This window comes from Mesorhizobium sp. P160927 (assembly GCF_057766385.1).
Window position 1 is genome coordinate 271,919 of sequence record NZ_JBYMDW010000001.1, and the last position, 13,999, is coordinate 285,917.

Sequence of the window (13,999 nt, forward strand, 5' to 3'; positions counted from 1 at the left end):
GTTTCGCCGGGCTGGCTCAACCTAATCGATTTAAATCCAGTCCGCCGCGGCTGGATTCTTTGCCCATCCGCCGCTATGAAGCTGCGGACCAATCGTCTGCCCTCCAGCTCCCCGGGAGAGAAAAATGACTGTCAGAGTTGCCATCAACGGATTTGGCCGCATCGGCCGCAACATCCTGCGCGCCATCCATGAGTCCGGCCGCAAGGACATCGATGTCGTCGCCGTCAACGATCTCGGCCCGGTCGAGACCAACGCCCACCTGCTGCGCTTTGACAGCGTGCACGGCCGCTTTCCGCATGAAGTGTCGGTCGACGGCGACCAGATCACCGTCGGCAAGGAAAAGTTCAAGGTCACCGCGATCAAGGATCCGACGCAGTTGCCGTGGAAGGAACTCGGCATCGACATCGCGCTCGAATGCACCGGCATCTTCACCGCCCGCGACAAGGCAGCCGCGCACCTGACCGCCGGCGCCAAGCGCGTGCTGGTCTCGGCGCCCGCCGACGGCGCTGACTTGACCGTCGTCTACGGCATCAACCACGACAAGCTGACCAAGGACCACATCGTCATCTCGAATGCGTCCTGCACCACCAACTGCCTGGCGCCGCTGGCGGCCGTCCTGCATGAGACGGTCGGCATCGAAAAGGGCATGATGACGACGATCCATTCCTACACGGGCGACCAGCCGACGCTGGACACCATGCACAAGGATCTCTACCGCGCCCGCGCCGCCGCCCTGTCGCAGATCCCGACCTCGACCGGCGCCGCCAAGGCGATCGGCCTCGTCCTGCCCGACCTCAAGGGCAAGCTCGACGGCATCTCGATCCGCGTGCCGACGCCGAACGTCTCGGTCGTCGACTTCAAGTTCATCGCCAAGCGCTCGACCACGGTGCAGGAAATCAACGAGGCGGTCATCGCCGCCTCCAACGGCAAGCTGAAGGGCATCCTCGGCGTCACCCATCACCCGAACGTGTCGATCGACTTCAATCACGATCCGCGTTCCTCGATCATGGCGCTCGACCAGACCAAGGTGATGGACGGCAACTTCGTTTCGGTGCTGTCCTGGTACGACAATGAATGGGGCTTTTCCAACCGCATGGGCGACACCGCCGTCGCTTTCGGCAAGACCATCGCCTGATCGAAGATCGATCTTCCCGACACTCGAAACGCCCGGCTTCGTCCGGGCGTTTTCATCTGCCGGAGCAGCAGCGCGAAAATCGGCGGCGCCGGGCAAAAAACCACCCTCCCGCCTTGCACTGGTCACGCCTTCGCCCCACTCTGCCGCGAAGCCAGGAGGCAGAGGAATTCGAGGGGCAAATCACGGATGGAGCATGCGATCTATCTCGTTACGCTGGTCGGCACGGCGCTTGTTGTCGCCGCGGCGTTTTCGAGCCTGATCGCCTTCCGCTTTGGCGCCCCGCTCCTGCTCCTGTTTCTGTGCATCGGGCTCGCCACTGGAACCGACGGCCTCGGCATCCAGTTCGACAATGCCCGCATCGCTTATTTTGCTGGCTCACTGGCGCTCGCCGTCATCCTGTTCGATTCCGGTTTCGGCACGCCGCTCAACGCCCTGCGGCAGGCGGCAGGACCAGCCCTGTCGCTGGCGACCTTCGGCGTCCTTCTCACCACCGGTCTGTTCGGCGCCGCCGCCTACTACCTGCTCGACCTCAGCTGGCTGGAATCCTTCCTGCTCGGCGCAGCCGTCGCTTCGACCGACGCGGCGGCGGTGTTCTTCCTGCTGCGCGCCGGCGAGATCAATCTGCGCGAGCGCGTGCGCTCCACGCTCGAGGTTGAATCGGGCACCAATGATCCGATCGCCATCTTCCTGACCATCACGCTGGTCGAGATCATCGCCGCCCACGCCAACCCCGAAGCCAATGTCCTGGTCACCAATCTGATCCTCGGCTTCCTCATAAACATGGGGCTTGGCGCGATCGTCGGCGTGCTTGGCGGCCTAGCCATCGTGCGCCTGGTCGATCGGCTCAACCTCGACCATGGCCTGCTGCCGATCTTCGTGCTGACCTTGTCCTTGATGGTCTTTGCCGCCGCCGGTGCCATCGGCGGCTCCGGCTTCCTGGCGGTCTATATCGCCGGGCTCATCGCCGGCAATTCCGACATCCGCGCTGTCACCATCCTGAAACGCTTCCAGGACGGCATGTCGTGGCTGGCGCAGATCATTATGTTCCTCATCCTCGGCCTGTTCGCGACGCCCTCGCAATTTCCGGCGATCATGGTGCCTGCGATAGCGCTTGGCCTGTTCCTGATGTTCGTCGCCCGTCCTGTCGCGGTCTGGCTCTGCCTTGTCCCCTTCCGCCTGCCGCGTCCCGAAGTCGCCTTTGTCTCCTGGGTCGGCCTGCGCGGCGCCGTATCCATCCTGCTCGCCATCACACCGCTGCTCGGCGGGCTGGAAAACGGCCGCACCATCTTCAACGCCGCCTTCATCATCGTTCTGGTGTCCCTGGTCATCCAGGGCTGGACCGTCGGCCCGCTGGCGCGACGCCTCGGCCTGATCGTGCCGGCCCGGCTCGGACCGCTGGACAAGGTCGAACTGGAACTGCCCGGCTCCGCGCATCACGAACTCCTTGCCTATCGTGTGGCGCCGGGCAGTCCGGTGGCGCGCGGCGAACGCATCCCGCGCTGGGCGCGGCCCTCGCTGGTGCTGCGTGACGGCCGCTCGATGCGTTTCCAGGACATGGGCCGGCTCGCCGCCGGCGATCAGGTCTACATCTTCGTGCCCGATCGCTATCCCCGCCTGCTCGACAAGCTGTTCGCCAGCCGGGCCGTCGTCGATCCGGAGGATGCCGATTTCTTCGGCGCCTTCGCCGTCGATCCGGCGCGTTCCGCCGCCGAACTGGAAGCCGCCTATGCGCCCGGTCTCAGCGAGGCCGAGCAGAAACAGACCGTCGGTGCGCTGGTCACCGCGCGGCTCGGCGGCCATGCCGAATATGCCGACCGCGTGCTGCTTGGTCCGATCGAGCTGATTGTGCGCGACGTCGACGACAAGGGCAAAATCACCGGGCTCGGCCTATCCTTCGAGCCGACCGCGCCGGTGGCGCGCGTGCCTGTGTTCCTGAGCGCCGGCGAGATCGGCGACCGTCTCACCGCCTTTATCCGCAACTGGCGCAAGCCGGCTGGGGCGCGGGGGGCAACACAGGCGGATGACGCCCCTGAGCCCCCGGTCGAGAAAGCGTCGGCCGAAAGCTGACGCGAGCGACCGTTCGCCCCGCCCGACATAGGCCGGGCGGTCTTCACGGACTATGTCCCCGTCCGCCTCAAAATTTCGCACCTGGCCCCAGCCAAGCCTTGCATCGTCATTGATGCCAGGTATGGTCCCGGCGATTTCAGACGAAAAGGAACCGGCATGGCTGTCTTCAAGACACTGGACGATATCGGCAACATCAGCGGCAAGCGCGTGCTGGTGCGCGTCGACCTCAACGTTCCCGTCACTGAGGGCAAGGTCTCCGACGCCACCCGCATCGAACGCATCGCGCCAACTATCGCCGAATTGTCCGGCAAGGGCGCCAAGGTCATCCTGCTCGCCCATTTCGGTCGGCCCAAGGATGGTCCCTCGCCCGAATTCTCGCTGGAGCCGATCGCCAGGGCGACGGCCGAGGTGCTCGGCCGTCCCGTTGCATTCGCCTCCGACTGCATCGGCGACACGGCAGGCAGCGCTGTCGCCGCCATGGACAAGGGCGACGTGCTGCTCCTGGAAAACACCCGCTTCTACAAGGCCGAAGAGAAGAACGATCCCGGTTTTACCGAACGGCTCGCCGCCAATGGCGACATCTTCGTCAACGATGCCTTTTCCGCCGCCCACCGTGCCCATTCGTCAACTGAAGGGCTGGCGCACCTCTTGCCGTCCTTCGCCGGCCGCACCATGCAGGCCGAACTCGAGGCCCTGGAAAAGGGCCTGGGTAACCCGGTCCGTCCGGTCGTTGCCATCGTCGGCGGCGCGAAGGTCTCGACGAAGATCGACCTGTTGATGAACCTGGTGAAGAAGGTCGATGCGCTGGTCATCGGCGGCGGCATGGCCAACACCTTTCTCGCCGCGCGCGGCACCGATGTCGGCAAGTCGCTGTGCGAGCACGACTTGGCTCCGCCCGCCAAGCAGATCATGATCGAAGCGGCAGAGGCCGGCTGCGCCATAATCCTGCCGGTCGACGGCGTCGTCGCCAAGGAATTCAAGGCGGGTGCGGCCTGCGAGACCGTCGCCATCTCGGACGTGCCGGCCGATGGCATGATCCTCGATGTCGGCGCCAGGACCGTGACGACGATCGGCGAGTGGATCGACCGCGCCGCGACGCTGGTCTGGAACGGGCCGCTCGGCGCCTTCGAGATCGAGCCGTTCGATCACGCCACGGTGGCGGCGGCCAGGCATGCGGCAGCGCGCACAAAGGCAGGCAAGCTGGTTTCGGTCGCCGGCGGCGGCGATACCGTGGCTGCGTTGAACCACGCCGATGTCGCTGACGACTTCACCTATGTCTCGACCGCCGGCGGCGCCTTCCTGGAATGGATGGAAGGCAAGCCATTGCCCGGCGTGGACGTGCTGAAGCGCTGAGGGCGCCACGGCTCACCGGCAATTCGATCAACTCGAAGGGAACTGGCGGCAGCGCCGGCCACTTTCGCTCGATTCGAGCTTTCCGGCGTCATTCCTTTGGCGGTAGTGTCGTGCTGGCCGATACCAACCGGTTAGGAGAAGCATGATGAGCGAACGTCTCGAAGACATTGCCGCGGCGATTGTGGCCGACGGCAAGGGCCTGCTGGCCGCCGATGAAAGCTCCGGCACGATCAAGAAGCGCTTCGACGTCATCGGCGTCGAGTCTACCCCCGACAGCCGCCGCGATTACCGCGAGATGATGTTCCGCGCCAAGGACGCGATGGCCAAATACATTTCCGGCGTTATCCTCTATGACGAAACCATTCGCCAGAAGGCCGCCGACGGCACGCCGCTGGTCGATATCATCAAGGCGGCAGGCGCCATTCCAGGCATCAAGGTCGATGCCGGCGCCAAGCCGCTGGCCGGCTTTCCCGGCGACACCATTACCGAGGGCCTCGACGGCCTGCGCGAGCGGCTTGCCGACTATTACAAGCTCGGGGCCCGCTTCGCCAAATGGCGCGCGGTGATCGACATCGATACCGGCAAGGGCGTGCCTTCGGTCACTTCGATCAACTCGAACACCCATGCGCTTGCCCGCTATGCGGCACTTTGCCAGGAGGCCGGCATCGTGCCGATCGTCGAGCCCGAAGTGCTGATGGACGGCGCTCACGACATCGACACTTGTTTTGAGGTCTCCAAGGCGACGCTGATAAAACTCTATGACGAGCTCCACGCTGCCGGTGTCGTCCTCGAAGGCACGATCCTGAAGCCCAACATGGTGCTTTCTGGCAAGAAGTCCGGCACGGTGGACAGTCCTGAGCAAGTCGCGGAGAAGACGATAAAACTGTTCCGCGAGGCGGTGCCGGCCGCGGTGCCGGGCATTGCCTTCCTCTCGGGCGGCCAGGAGGACGAGGAGGCAACCGCCAACCTCAATGCCATCAACGCCATCGGCCAGCATCCGTGGAAGCTGACTTTCTCCTATGGCCGCGCGCTGCAGGCCGCCCCGCAGAAGGCATGGAGCGGCAAGCCCTCGAACATCGCCGCCGGCCAGGCCGCCTTCACCCACCGCGCCCACATGAACCACCTGGCGGCACTTGGGAAATGGAAGGCGAGCCTGGAACAGGCTGCCTGAAGCTACTGCTATCCTTCCCTTCAAACCCGGGCCGACATGCCCGGGTTTTGTTTTGGCGCACCGGCCTTGGGTCAAGGCATCCGAATTCTTATTTTCTCCGGGCATTCCTGACAGCGGCGATGTCGGGGCGAGCCCATCCCGTACGTCCTTGGGGTGCAGACAGGGAGAAGTTCATGCATCGCAACAAGGTCGTTTCGCGCGAAGAATGGTTCGAGGCTCATAAGGCACATCTGGCCCGCGAGAAGGAACTGACGCGGCTTCGCGAGCGCGTCGCGGCCGAGCGGCGCGAACTGCCCTGGTTGAAAATCCGCAAGGACTACGTCTTCGAGACCGAACGGGGGCCGAAGAAACTTGCCGATCTGTTTGGCGCCAACAGCCAGCTGATCGTCTACCATTTCATGTTCGGGCCGGGCTGCGTCAATCATTGCGAAGGCTGCTCCTTTCTTGCCGATCATATCGACGGTGCCAACCAGCACCTCATGCACCACGACGTATCGCTGGTCGTGATCTCGCGCGCGCCGCTGGAAGAGCTTCTAGCCTACAAGCAGCGCATGGGCTGGAAGTTCGACTGGGTGTCGTCCTATGCGTCTGATTTCAACTTCGATATGCAGGTTTCCTTCACCGACAGGCAGATCGCGGCTGGCGACACCACCTACAATTTCGAAACCCGACCCCGGACATCGAAGGAGCTTCCGGGCGCCAGCGTTTTCTATAGGGACGAGAACGGCGACATTTTCCTGACCTTCGTTTCGCGTGCCCGCGGCGGCGAACAACTGATCGGCGCCTACCACTATCTGGACCTGACGCCGAAGGGCCGCGATGAGACCGGCCTCTACCGCAATCTGATGGATTGGGTGCGGCTGCATGACGAATATGCAGGCGAGCCGCAAGCGGAGCGCGATTGCCACGATGGCTGACCAGCAAAAGTGCGGAGCGCCTCCGGAATTGCGTAAGACAAGGGGGTAGAGCGTTCGAGGCGATCCTGTTTTCGCCGGAAATGCTCGTTCACCTCTCTCGCGACATGCGTTAAATGCTGGTCGAAAACCAGTTGGACCAGATGCGACGCTTTCCGACCTTCCTCACCTGGCTCGCCTTCCCGATCTATGTCTGGCAGGGATTGGGTGTCCGCCGCCGCACCTCGCGCATGCTGCCGGCGCGGGGACCGGTCATGCACGAGATCTCGGGCCAGCCTCCGGCAATCTCGCTGTTGGTGCTGGGCGATTCCTCCGCCGCCTCGGTCGGCATCGGCAATTCCGAAAACGGACTTGCCGCGCAGCTTGCGGTCATGATTGCGCAGCGCACCGGCAGCGCTGTGCGCTGGCGTGCCGCCGGCTTCAATTCGGCGACATCCGGTCAGATCCGCGACCATGTCCTGCCCAATCTGTCGGCTGATCCGTGGACGCATATCGTGCTCGCCATCGGCACCAACGACACCAAGAACTTTCATTCCGTGCCGCGCTTCAAGAAGGAGTTCGGCGGCCTGCTTTACGCGCTGCGCGCCAAATGGCCGGAGTCGCGCGTGGTATGGTCGCCGGTGCTGGAGTTCACGCGTGCGCCTGCCATGCCGTCGCCGCTCGGCAAGATCCTCGAGATCCGCGCCACCGCGGTGAACCGGATGGGCGAACGGCTCTGCCTGGAGCGCGGCGCGGTGCCGGCGCCGCGCCTGCCGATCACCAACCCCGAGGCCGGTTTTGCTTCCGACGGGTTTCATGCCTCGGAGGCCGGCTACCGGGCCTGGGCGGAACATCTCGTCGGCCCAGTGCTTGCCGACTGAAGAGCGACCGCGCTGTCACCAGGCCCTATGTCAAGTGCCCGAGAACGGCCGCCAGCGAGATCGCCGCCATGGCGAGCAATGCCAATTTCCAGAAGTCGCCGCGGCGCCTGAGCCCCGGCCAGCCGAGCGGCTTGATGAGCTGGATGACCATGAACCCGACGATGACAAGGGCGAGGAGTTTCGTCATGCTGCCTTTGACCAGCAACGCTTGCGCCTGTCAAAGCGGTTCGTTCGGTCTCCGGGAAAGAAAAGGCGCCGCGAACCCGAACTGGAACGCGACGCACGCCTTGACCGCGCAGCAATCTACTTCAGCGGCTTGAGGCCAGCCTCGATCGATGCGCGTTTTGCCTCCAGGAACGGTGGCAGGGCAAGGCTTTCGCCCAACGTCTCCAGCGGCTCGTCGGCGGTGAACCCTGGCCCGTCGGTGGCAATCTCGAACAGGATGCCGTTCGGCTCACGGAAATAGAGCGAGCGGAAGTAATAGCGCTCGACCTCGCCGCTTGACGGCAGCCGAAATTCGGCCAGGCGCCCTGTCCACTGATGCAACGTCTCCTCGTCTGGCGCCCTGAAGGCGACATGGTGAACCGCACCGGCGCCCTGCCTTGCGGGTGCCAGCCCAGGTTGCACGGCCACATGAAGCTCCGCCGCCGGCCCGCCCGCGCCCATTTCGAAGACGTGGACCTGGCCCTCGCCGTCGGGCGAAGCATAGTCGCGGACCTTGCGCATGTTCATCACCCCGGTCAGCACCGCCTCGGTGTTGGTGATGTCGGGAACACTGATAACGATCGGCCCAAGTCCGCGGATCTGATGCTCGGCCGGTACCGGGCTTTTCGCCCAGGGATGGCTGCCGCCCTTGCCGCCATCGCTGACGAGCCTCAGGCGCTGGCCTTCGGGGTCCTCGAAATCCAGCGACTTGTAGCCGCCGACATCGGCAGTCTCTCCTGTCACGATGCCTTCGCTGGCAAGGTACTGCTTCCACCAGCCAAGGCTCTCCTGGCTGCCGACCCTGAGGCTGGTCCTTGCGATGCTGTGGGTGCCGCGCCGTTCGCGGCCGATCGGCCAGTCGAAGAAGGTGAGGTCGGTACCCGGCGTTGCCTCGCCGTCGGCGTAAAAGAGATGGTAGGCCGAGGTATCGTCTTGGTTCACTGTCTTCTTGACCAGCCGCAGCCCCAGCACCTTCGTGTAGAAGTGAAGATTACCGGGCGCATTGGCGGTGATGGCGGTCAGGTGGTGAATTCCTCTCAGTTGCAAGCTCATGGTGGTCTCCCTGTTTTTGGGGAAGAATTTTCCACTTTCATATCAGAACTCCGGTCACTTCGCTGAAGGCCACCTATCCCGACAGTCCGTCACCAAATTATGAACAATACCGCCCCGATTAGCTCTATTTTAATGAACAATCCGCGCTCGCGTGACCCGTCACGACAAGAACGGAACAGTCGCCGCACGACCTGCCATCCTCCTGACAGACTGCTGTCAGGAGGGGTGTGCGATAGTGTCTCCGGTTAGAGAGAGGAGATTGGTCATGAACGGTTTTACCATTCTGCGCGGCATGCAGCATTATGTCGGCAAGATCCGCACGATGCGAAACGAGATCCGGACCCAGCGGTTCATGAACGCGCTTCCCGCCGACATTCGCAAGGATATCGGCTGGCCAGACATGTATGCCGAGCGTCGACATCACGGCAATTGAGACGAAATTTTCAACGCAGCATCTGGATGCTCACGCGTCAGCACCCAGATATCAAGTCCGGCGCGCGAGGGATGGAGCGAGCTCATGCCCGATCAGAAGACAATCGGCTTTCTGTTTATCGAAGGTTTTGCCGACTGGGAGTATGGGCTGCTGGCGGCCTCGGCGGTCGATTGGTTCGGCGCTCGCGCCGTATCGCTGACGCCCGACGGCAAGCCGGTGACCGGAATCAGCGGTTTTAAGCTGACGCCAGACCGCTCGGCCAGCATCGATGAGAATACCGATGTCGATGCCGTGGCCGTTATCGGTTCCGACCACTGGGCGAGCAAGGCACCGCCGGATGCTGCCGAACTGCTGATGGCTGTCGCATCGCGCGGCGGTGTCGTTGGTGGCATCTGTGCGGGAACGCTGGCGCTGGCCCGAGCCGGCATGTTCGAGAACGCCAGGCATACCAGCAATGGCCGTGACTGGATCAGCGGTCACGAGCCCGGCTATGCCGGCCACGGCAATTATCAGGATGTGCCACATGCCGTCGCCGACGGCAAAATCGTGTCCGCGCCAGGTTCGGCGCCCGGCACTTTCGCCCTTGCCTTCCTGCAGACGCTCTATCCGGAAAAAGGCAGCGAACTCGCGCAGATGCGGACCATGTTCGCCAAGGAGTATACTGAAGCCTCCTGACAGTATGCTGTCAGGAGGTGCGTGCGATGGTGGGATAATGCGCATGGCCGGCCGAGAGGACGATCGATGAAAAACTGGACCGACAGGCTGAACGCGCCTGGTAGCAACGGTGTGAAGCCAACGCCGCGCACCGTAGGGGACATTATCCAAGGCCAGCCCATGCTGGTGCCGACCGCGCGCCAGGTCGACGATTTCATCCGCTCCATCCCCGAAGGCGTCGAGATGGACGTTCGCGCGCTGCGCACGGCCCTTGCCATCGAGCATGGCGCCGAAGTGACATGCCCGGTCACCATGGGCTATCATCTGCGTACGGTCGCCGAGGCTGCCAAGGAGGATCTCGAGCGCGGCATGATGCTCAGCGACGTCGCTCCCTTCTGGCGCGTGCTCGATGCGAAGACGCCGACAACGAGGAAACTGTCCTTCGGCGCGGAATTCGTCGCCGCGCAGCGCAAGCGCGAAGGGCTGAAACCGTAATGCATGTCATGTGGAAGTGGATCCGGTCAGGGAGCCACGGCATGCATGGGAAAAACACTGGGGAAGCAAACGATGCGCCGCGCCGACAGGCTCTTTCAGATTGTGCAGCATCTGCGTGGTGGCCGTCTGGTCACCGCTCAGAAGCTCGGCACATGGCTCGAGGTTTCCGAGCGAACCATCTACCGCGACATAGCCGACCTGCAGTCGACCGGGGTGCCGATCGACGGCGAGGCTGGCGTTGGCTACATGATGAGGGAGGGTTTCGACCTTCCGCCGCTGATGTTCACGCGTGACGAGATCGTGGCGCTGGTGGCCGGCGCACGCATGGTGCGCGCCTTTGGCGGCGCCGCCATGGCGCGGGCCGCCGACGAGGCACTGGTCAAGATCGGTGCCGTGCTGCCCGATGCCGAGAAGGACCGCATTGCCCGCACCGAGATCCACACGCCGATGTGGGTGGTCAGCGATGCCGCCCGCGAGGCGATCGACCTGATCGAGCGCGCGGTCGAAAAGCGCCAGGTGCTGACCATCGACTATTCGGACGAAGCCGGCCGCGGCACCGCGCGCGATATCAGGCCGCTCGGCCTGTGGTTCTGGGGCAAGGTGTGGACGCTGGTCGCCTGGTGCGAGATGCGCGATGATTTCCGCGCCTTCCGCATCGACCGCATTGCCTCCGTGGTCATCGCCGGCCGAATCTTCAAGCCGGAGCGCGGCAAGCAGCTTGCCGATTTCTACCGGGCGGTGGAGCGCAGCGAGGACTACGGCATGGCGCCCGACCGCGCGGCGCGAAGCTGAGACTTGCCGGACCGCACAAAAAAGCCCGCTCGAAGCGGGCTATTTTGTTGCGTTGGCGAAAAGCCTATTCCTCGTCGGTATCGGTGTCCTTCGACTTCAGCGCCGACAGCTTGGCGAAGACGGCGTTTGCGTCGAGCTCCGCATCCTCGTCCTTCGGCTTCTCCGGTGCAGGCACCAACCGCTCGGTCAATGCCGCCGGCAGCAGCGTGTCGCCGACCGGCTGCGCCTGCTCGCGGCCGCGCGAGGCGCGGTTGACTTCCATGTCGAGGTCGATCTGCGAGGCGAGACCCAGCGTCACCGGGTCCATCGGCTGCAGATTGGCCGAATTCCAGTGTTTGCGTTCGCGGATCTGCTCGATTGTCGACTTGGTGGTGCCCACGAGGCGCGAAATCTGCGCGTCCTTCAGTTCGGGATGATTGCGCACCAGCCACAGAATGGCGTTCGGCCGGTCCTGGCGCTTCGACAGCGGCGTATAGCGCGGGCCCTTGCGCTTGGATTCAGGCACCCGCACCTTGGGATCGGAAAGCTTCAGGCGCTGGTTCGGATCCTTCTCGGCGCGCGCGATCTCGTCGCGGGTCAGCTGGCCGGTCATGATCGGATCCATGCCCTTGATGCCTTGCGCTGATTCACCGTCGGCGATCGCCTTTACCTCAAGCGGATGCAGCCCGCAGAACTGCGCGATCTGCTCGAAGGAAAGCGCGGTGTTGTCGACCAGCCAGACGGCGGTCGCCTTGGGCATCAGCAGCGTATTGGCCATGTGCAAAATCCTTCTCGTTCGCCCGCGTTCCCGCGCGGGCGGTGGTTTTAGAGCCACCAAAATGGGAAATTCGCGGCCTGTATAACCGTTCCAGACTGCTTTCGCAACGTTTTTGGAAGAGCTGGAAACGACCTAACCAGCCAACGCAGCGGTAGCGCTAACGTTTGCCACGGCGGTCCAAACCCTGCCATGGCACTTGCTGCGGAGCGCCATGGCAAATCACGCCGGAGCCGAGATGAATCCAAAGCTCCAAAAGACAAAACCCGCCGGACAGGGTCCGGCGGGTTTGGAACCGGCGACGACAAGCGTCTGCGGCGGCTCTGCATTGCGACCCTGCCATTCGGCGGGTCGCGCTTGCAATCAGATCGCCTGACGGGCGATCCGCTCGATGTCGCCGCGGTTGATGCCCAGGTCGCTGAGCTGACGTGCGTTGAGGCGGTTCAGTTCGCGAACGGTCTCGTTGTACATGCGCCAGTTACGGAAAGCACGGATCGGGTTCATGGTGGTCCTCCTGAATTGGGTTCGTTTCGATGATGCTCAAATAGTGATCATCGAGCGGGACTTGAACAGCCGATTTTGCATAGCAATGATGCAAATGCTGCATTGCACCATTAAGTTTCTGTTCATCTTGTAAGCAGGGGCGAAGGACGTTGGCCGGACCGTGTCGATATCCGGTCAGGCCGAGCCGAAAATGCTGGCGTGTTAGCCGACGTCGAGCACGATCTTGCCGATATGTTCGCCCTCCTCCATCCGCTCATGCGCGCGCCAGGCGTCGGTGAGCGGGTAGATCATGTCCATCACCGGTGCCACCTTGCGCGTGCCCAGCAGAGGCCACACCTGTGCCTCCAGCGTCGCCGCGATCGCCGCCTTGAATTCGACGGTGCGCGGCCTGAGCGTGGAGCCCGTATGGGTCAGTCGCTTGACCATGATCTTGGAAAAATCGGCACTGGCGACAGCACCTGCCTGAACCGCGATCTGCACGATCCGGCCCTCGACAGCGGCGGCCTCGTAGTTTCGCTGGACATAATCGCCACCGACCATATCGAGGATGACGTTGGCGCCTCGGCCTTCGGTCGCCTCCCTGACCGCGGTGACGAAATCCTGCTCGCGGTAATTGATCGCACGGTCGGCGCCGATCTTCAGGCAGGCGTCGCATTTCTCCTGGGATCCGGCGGTGGTGATCACATAAGCGCCGAAGGCCGAGGCGAGCTGGATCGCGGTGGTGCCGATGCCGGACGAGCCGCCATGGACGAGCAGTGTCTCACCCTTCTTCAGACCGCCCCGTTCGAACACATTGTGCCAGACGGTGAAATAGTTTTCCGGCACCGCCGCCGCTTCCGTGTGGGTGAAGCCCGCCGGCAGTGGCAGAACGCTGCCTGCATGAACCCTGACATATTCGGCATAGCCGCCGCCGGGCGTGAGCGCGCAGACCCTGTCCCCGATGCGCCAGCGCGATATCTGGTCACCAAGGGCCGCCACTTCTCCCGACACCTCGAGGCCCGGCAGGTCCGATGCACCGGGCGGAGGCGGGTAGGCCCCCTTGCGCTGTTGCACGTCCGGCCGGTTGACGCCGGCGGCATGCACCTTGATCAGGATTTCGCCGGGGCCGGGCTGCGGTACGTCGCGCGTTTCCGGTTTCAGCACCCGTGGGCCACCCGGCTCCGAGATAGCGATCGCCGTCATCCGTGCCGGAATTTTCTGTCCGCTCGCCATGAAGTTTTCCGTCTTTCCTCGCCGCACTCTTACCGGCTGTTTGCATCGACGTCCTTGCCCTATGTATGCTCATTGCCAAATCAGGCAAATGGCCAATCTGGTCTGGCGGAGGAGGAGCAACCATGGCGATCTTCGACGACGAACCCAAGAAGAAGGCACGTCCGCACGAGATCGGGCAAGACCTGTCGCTGCTTTCCGTCGGTGAACTGTCCGAGCGCATCGGCATCCTGCGTGACGAGATCTCCCGGCTGGAGGCCGAACTCAAGACCAAGGACACCACCAAATCGGCTGCCGAGGCGCTGTTCCGCCGCGGATAAAAAATCCCTAGGTCGCCGCCGAAAAGCCCGAATGCGACTGTCTTCAAATCGCGTCCCGCCCAGTCCCCAGCCGGATCAAAA

16 protein-coding genes are annotated in these 13,999 nt (G+C 63.4%); 11 read left to right on the plus strand and 5 right to left on the minus strand.

The annotated features are described in order from the left end of the window. Positions 1 to 124: 124 nt before the first annotated feature. The 6 genes from gap (at position 125) to AC3CB8_RS01355 (ending at position 7,500) form a co-directional block, all read left to right on the plus strand. Positions 125 to 1,135, plus strand: a complete 1,011-nt coding sequence (gap, locus tag AC3CB8_RS01330) for a type I glyceraldehyde-3-phosphate dehydrogenase (protein WP_023773985.1) — start codon at positions 125 to 127, stop codon at positions 1,133 to 1,135. A gap of 186 nt (positions 1,136 to 1,321) precedes the next feature. Further along, on the plus strand, positions 1,322 to 3,202 hold the full coding sequence (locus AC3CB8_RS01335) for a potassium/proton antiporter (protein ID WP_023784536.1): 1,881 nt from the start codon (positions 1,322 to 1,324) through the stop codon (positions 3,200 to 3,202). A 156-nt stretch (positions 3,203 to 3,358) separates the two neighbouring features. Beyond that, positions 3,359 to 4,555 (plus strand): phosphoglycerate kinase, encoded by a 1,197-nt coding sequence (locus tag AC3CB8_RS01340; protein WP_352726597.1) that lies wholly within the window; start codon positions 3,359 to 3,361, stop codon positions 4,553 to 4,555. 145 nt (positions 4,556 to 4,700) lie between these two features. After that, complete coding sequence (locus AC3CB8_RS01345; RefSeq protein ID WP_352564185.1) at positions 4,701 to 5,726, plus strand: class I fructose-bisphosphate aldolase; 1,026 nt, start codon at positions 4,701 to 4,703, stop codon at positions 5,724 to 5,726. A gap of 173 nt (positions 5,727 to 5,899) precedes the next feature. Beyond that, positions 5,900 to 6,643 carry a DUF899 domain-containing protein gene (locus tag AC3CB8_RS01350; RefSeq protein WP_023784534.1) on the plus strand — a complete coding sequence of 248 codons (744 nt, stop codon included), beginning with the start codon at positions 5,900 to 5,902 and terminating at the stop codon, positions 6,641 to 6,643. A 140-nt stretch (positions 6,644 to 6,783) separates the two neighbouring features. Further along, positions 6,784 to 7,500: an SGNH/GDSL hydrolase family protein gene (locus AC3CB8_RS01355; protein WP_023784533.1), complete on the plus strand. Its 717-nt coding sequence runs from the start codon at positions 6,784 to 6,786 to the stop codon at positions 7,498 to 7,500. A gap of 25 nt (positions 7,501 to 7,525) precedes the next feature. Here AC3CB8_RS01355 and AC3CB8_RS01360 read toward each other — a convergent pair whose 3' ends face one another. Together AC3CB8_RS01360 and AC3CB8_RS01365 are read right to left on the minus strand one after the other, a co-directional pair. Then, the gene (locus AC3CB8_RS01360) at positions 7,526 to 7,687 is read right to left on the minus strand and encodes a hypothetical protein (RefSeq protein WP_015315363.1); all 162 of its coding nucleotides are present in this window, start codon (positions 7,685 to 7,687) and stop codon (positions 7,526 to 7,528) included. 116 nt (positions 7,688 to 7,803) lie between these two features. Then, positions 7,804 to 8,757 carry a ring-cleaving dioxygenase gene (locus tag AC3CB8_RS01365; protein WP_023773979.1) on the minus strand — a complete coding sequence of 318 codons (954 nt, stop codon included), beginning with the start codon at positions 8,755 to 8,757 and terminating at the stop codon, positions 7,804 to 7,806. 265 nt (positions 8,758 to 9,022) lie between these two features. Here AC3CB8_RS01365 and AC3CB8_RS01370 point away from each other — a divergent pair, with 265 nt between their 5' ends. The 4 genes from AC3CB8_RS01370 to AC3CB8_RS01385 all read left to right on the plus strand — a co-directional run bounded on the left by AC3CB8_RS01370 (position 9,023) and on the right by AC3CB8_RS01385 (position 11,131). Then, on the plus strand, positions 9,023 to 9,190 hold the full coding sequence (locus tag AC3CB8_RS01370) for a hypothetical protein (protein WP_015315361.1): 168 nt from the start codon (positions 9,023 to 9,025) through the stop codon (positions 9,188 to 9,190). A gap of 84 nt (positions 9,191 to 9,274) precedes the next feature. Continuing rightward, positions 9,275 to 9,865 carry a DJ-1/PfpI family protein gene (locus AC3CB8_RS01375; RefSeq protein WP_023773978.1) on the plus strand — a complete coding sequence of 197 codons (591 nt, stop codon included), beginning with the start codon at positions 9,275 to 9,277 and terminating at the stop codon, positions 9,863 to 9,865. A 66-nt stretch (positions 9,866 to 9,931) separates the two neighbouring features. Beyond that, a complete protein-coding gene (locus AC3CB8_RS01380; protein WP_352564188.1) occupies positions 9,932 to 10,339 on the plus strand; it encodes a hypothetical protein in 408 nt (135 codons plus the stop codon). Positions 10,340 to 10,411: 72 nt separating this feature from the next. Further along, positions 10,412 to 11,131, plus strand: coding sequence for a helix-turn-helix transcriptional regulator (locus tag AC3CB8_RS01385; RefSeq protein ID WP_013529238.1), 720 nt, complete (start codon positions 10,412 to 10,414; stop codon positions 11,129 to 11,131). A 64-nt stretch (positions 11,132 to 11,195) separates the two neighbouring features. Here the strand turns inward: AC3CB8_RS01385 and AC3CB8_RS01390 are convergent, their stop codons facing one another. From AC3CB8_RS01390 to AC3CB8_RS01400, 3 genes are all read right to left on the minus strand, one after another. Continuing rightward, the gene (locus AC3CB8_RS01390) at positions 11,196 to 11,888 is read right to left on the minus strand and encodes a DUF1013 domain-containing protein (protein ID WP_023773976.1); all 693 of its coding nucleotides are present in this window, start codon (positions 11,886 to 11,888) and stop codon (positions 11,196 to 11,198) included. 360 nt (positions 11,889 to 12,248) lie between these two features. After that, positions 12,249 to 12,389, minus strand: a complete 141-nt coding sequence (locus tag AC3CB8_RS01395) for a DUF1127 domain-containing protein (RefSeq protein WP_013892619.1) — start codon at positions 12,387 to 12,389, stop codon at positions 12,249 to 12,251. Between the two features lie 201 nt (positions 12,390 to 12,590). Further along, positions 12,591 to 13,601, minus strand: a complete 1,011-nt coding sequence (locus AC3CB8_RS01400) for an NAD(P)H-quinone oxidoreductase (RefSeq protein ID WP_031248213.1) — start codon at positions 13,599 to 13,601, stop codon at positions 12,591 to 12,593. Between the two features lie 122 nt (positions 13,602 to 13,723). On the opposite strand from AC3CB8_RS01400, the gene AC3CB8_RS01405 reads away from it, so the two are divergent. Continuing rightward, positions 13,724 to 13,918 carry a DUF1192 domain-containing protein gene (locus tag AC3CB8_RS01405; RefSeq protein WP_023773972.1) on the plus strand — a complete coding sequence of 65 codons (195 nt, stop codon included), beginning with the start codon at positions 13,724 to 13,726 and terminating at the stop codon, positions 13,916 to 13,918. The last annotated feature ends 81 nt before the right edge of the window (positions 13,919 to 13,999 follow it).

Bases quoted from the DNA above. Each gene is read 5' to 3' on its own strand.
- gap (WP_023773985.1), top strand. From the start codon at position 125: ATGACTGTCAGAGTTGCCATCAACGGATTTGGCCGCATCGGCCGCAAC.
- AC3CB8_RS01335 (WP_023784536.1), top strand. From the start codon at position 1,322: ATGGAGCATGCGATCTATCTCGTTACGCTGGTCGGCACGGCGCTTGTT.
- AC3CB8_RS01340 (WP_352726597.1), top strand. From the start codon at position 3,359: ATGGCTGTCTTCAAGACACTGGACGATATCGGCAACATCAGCGGCAAG.
- AC3CB8_RS01345 (WP_352564185.1), top strand. From the start codon at position 4,701: ATGAGCGAACGTCTCGAAGACATTGCCGCGGCGATTGTGGCCGACGGC.
- AC3CB8_RS01350 (WP_023784534.1), top strand. From the start codon at position 5,900: ATGCATCGCAACAAGGTCGTTTCGCGCGAAGAATGGTTCGAGGCTCAT.
- AC3CB8_RS01355 (WP_023784533.1), top strand. From the start codon at position 6,784: ATGCGACGCTTTCCGACCTTCCTCACCTGGCTCGCCTTCCCGATCTAT.
- AC3CB8_RS01360 (WP_015315363.1), bottom strand. From the start codon at position 7,687: ATGACGAAACTCCTCGCCCTTGTCATCGTCGGGTTCATGGTCATCCAG.
- AC3CB8_RS01365 (WP_023773979.1), bottom strand. From the start codon at position 8,757: ATGAGCTTGCAACTGAGAGGAATTCACCACCTGACCGCCATCACCGCC.
- AC3CB8_RS01370 (WP_015315361.1), top strand. From the start codon at position 9,023: ATGAACGGTTTTACCATTCTGCGCGGCATGCAGCATTATGTCGGCAAG.
- AC3CB8_RS01375 (WP_023773978.1), top strand. From the start codon at position 9,275: ATGCCCGATCAGAAGACAATCGGCTTTCTGTTTATCGAAGGTTTTGCC.
- AC3CB8_RS01380 (WP_352564188.1), top strand. From the start codon at position 9,932: ATGAAAAACTGGACCGACAGGCTGAACGCGCCTGGTAGCAACGGTGTG.
- AC3CB8_RS01385 (WP_013529238.1), top strand. From the start codon at position 10,412: ATGCGCCGCGCCGACAGGCTCTTTCAGATTGTGCAGCATCTGCGTGGT.
- AC3CB8_RS01390 (WP_023773976.1), bottom strand. From the start codon at position 11,888: ATGGCCAATACGCTGCTGATGCCCAAGGCGACCGCCGTCTGGCTGGTC.
- AC3CB8_RS01395 (WP_013892619.1), bottom strand. From the start codon at position 12,389: ATGAACCCGATCCGTGCTTTCCGTAACTGGCGCATGTACAACGAGACC.
- AC3CB8_RS01400 (WP_031248213.1), bottom strand. From the start codon at position 13,601: ATGGCGAGCGGACAGAAAATTCCGGCACGGATGACGGCGATCGCTATC.
- AC3CB8_RS01405 (WP_023773972.1), top strand. From the start codon at position 13,724: ATGGCGATCTTCGACGACGAACCCAAGAAGAAGGCACGTCCGCACGAG.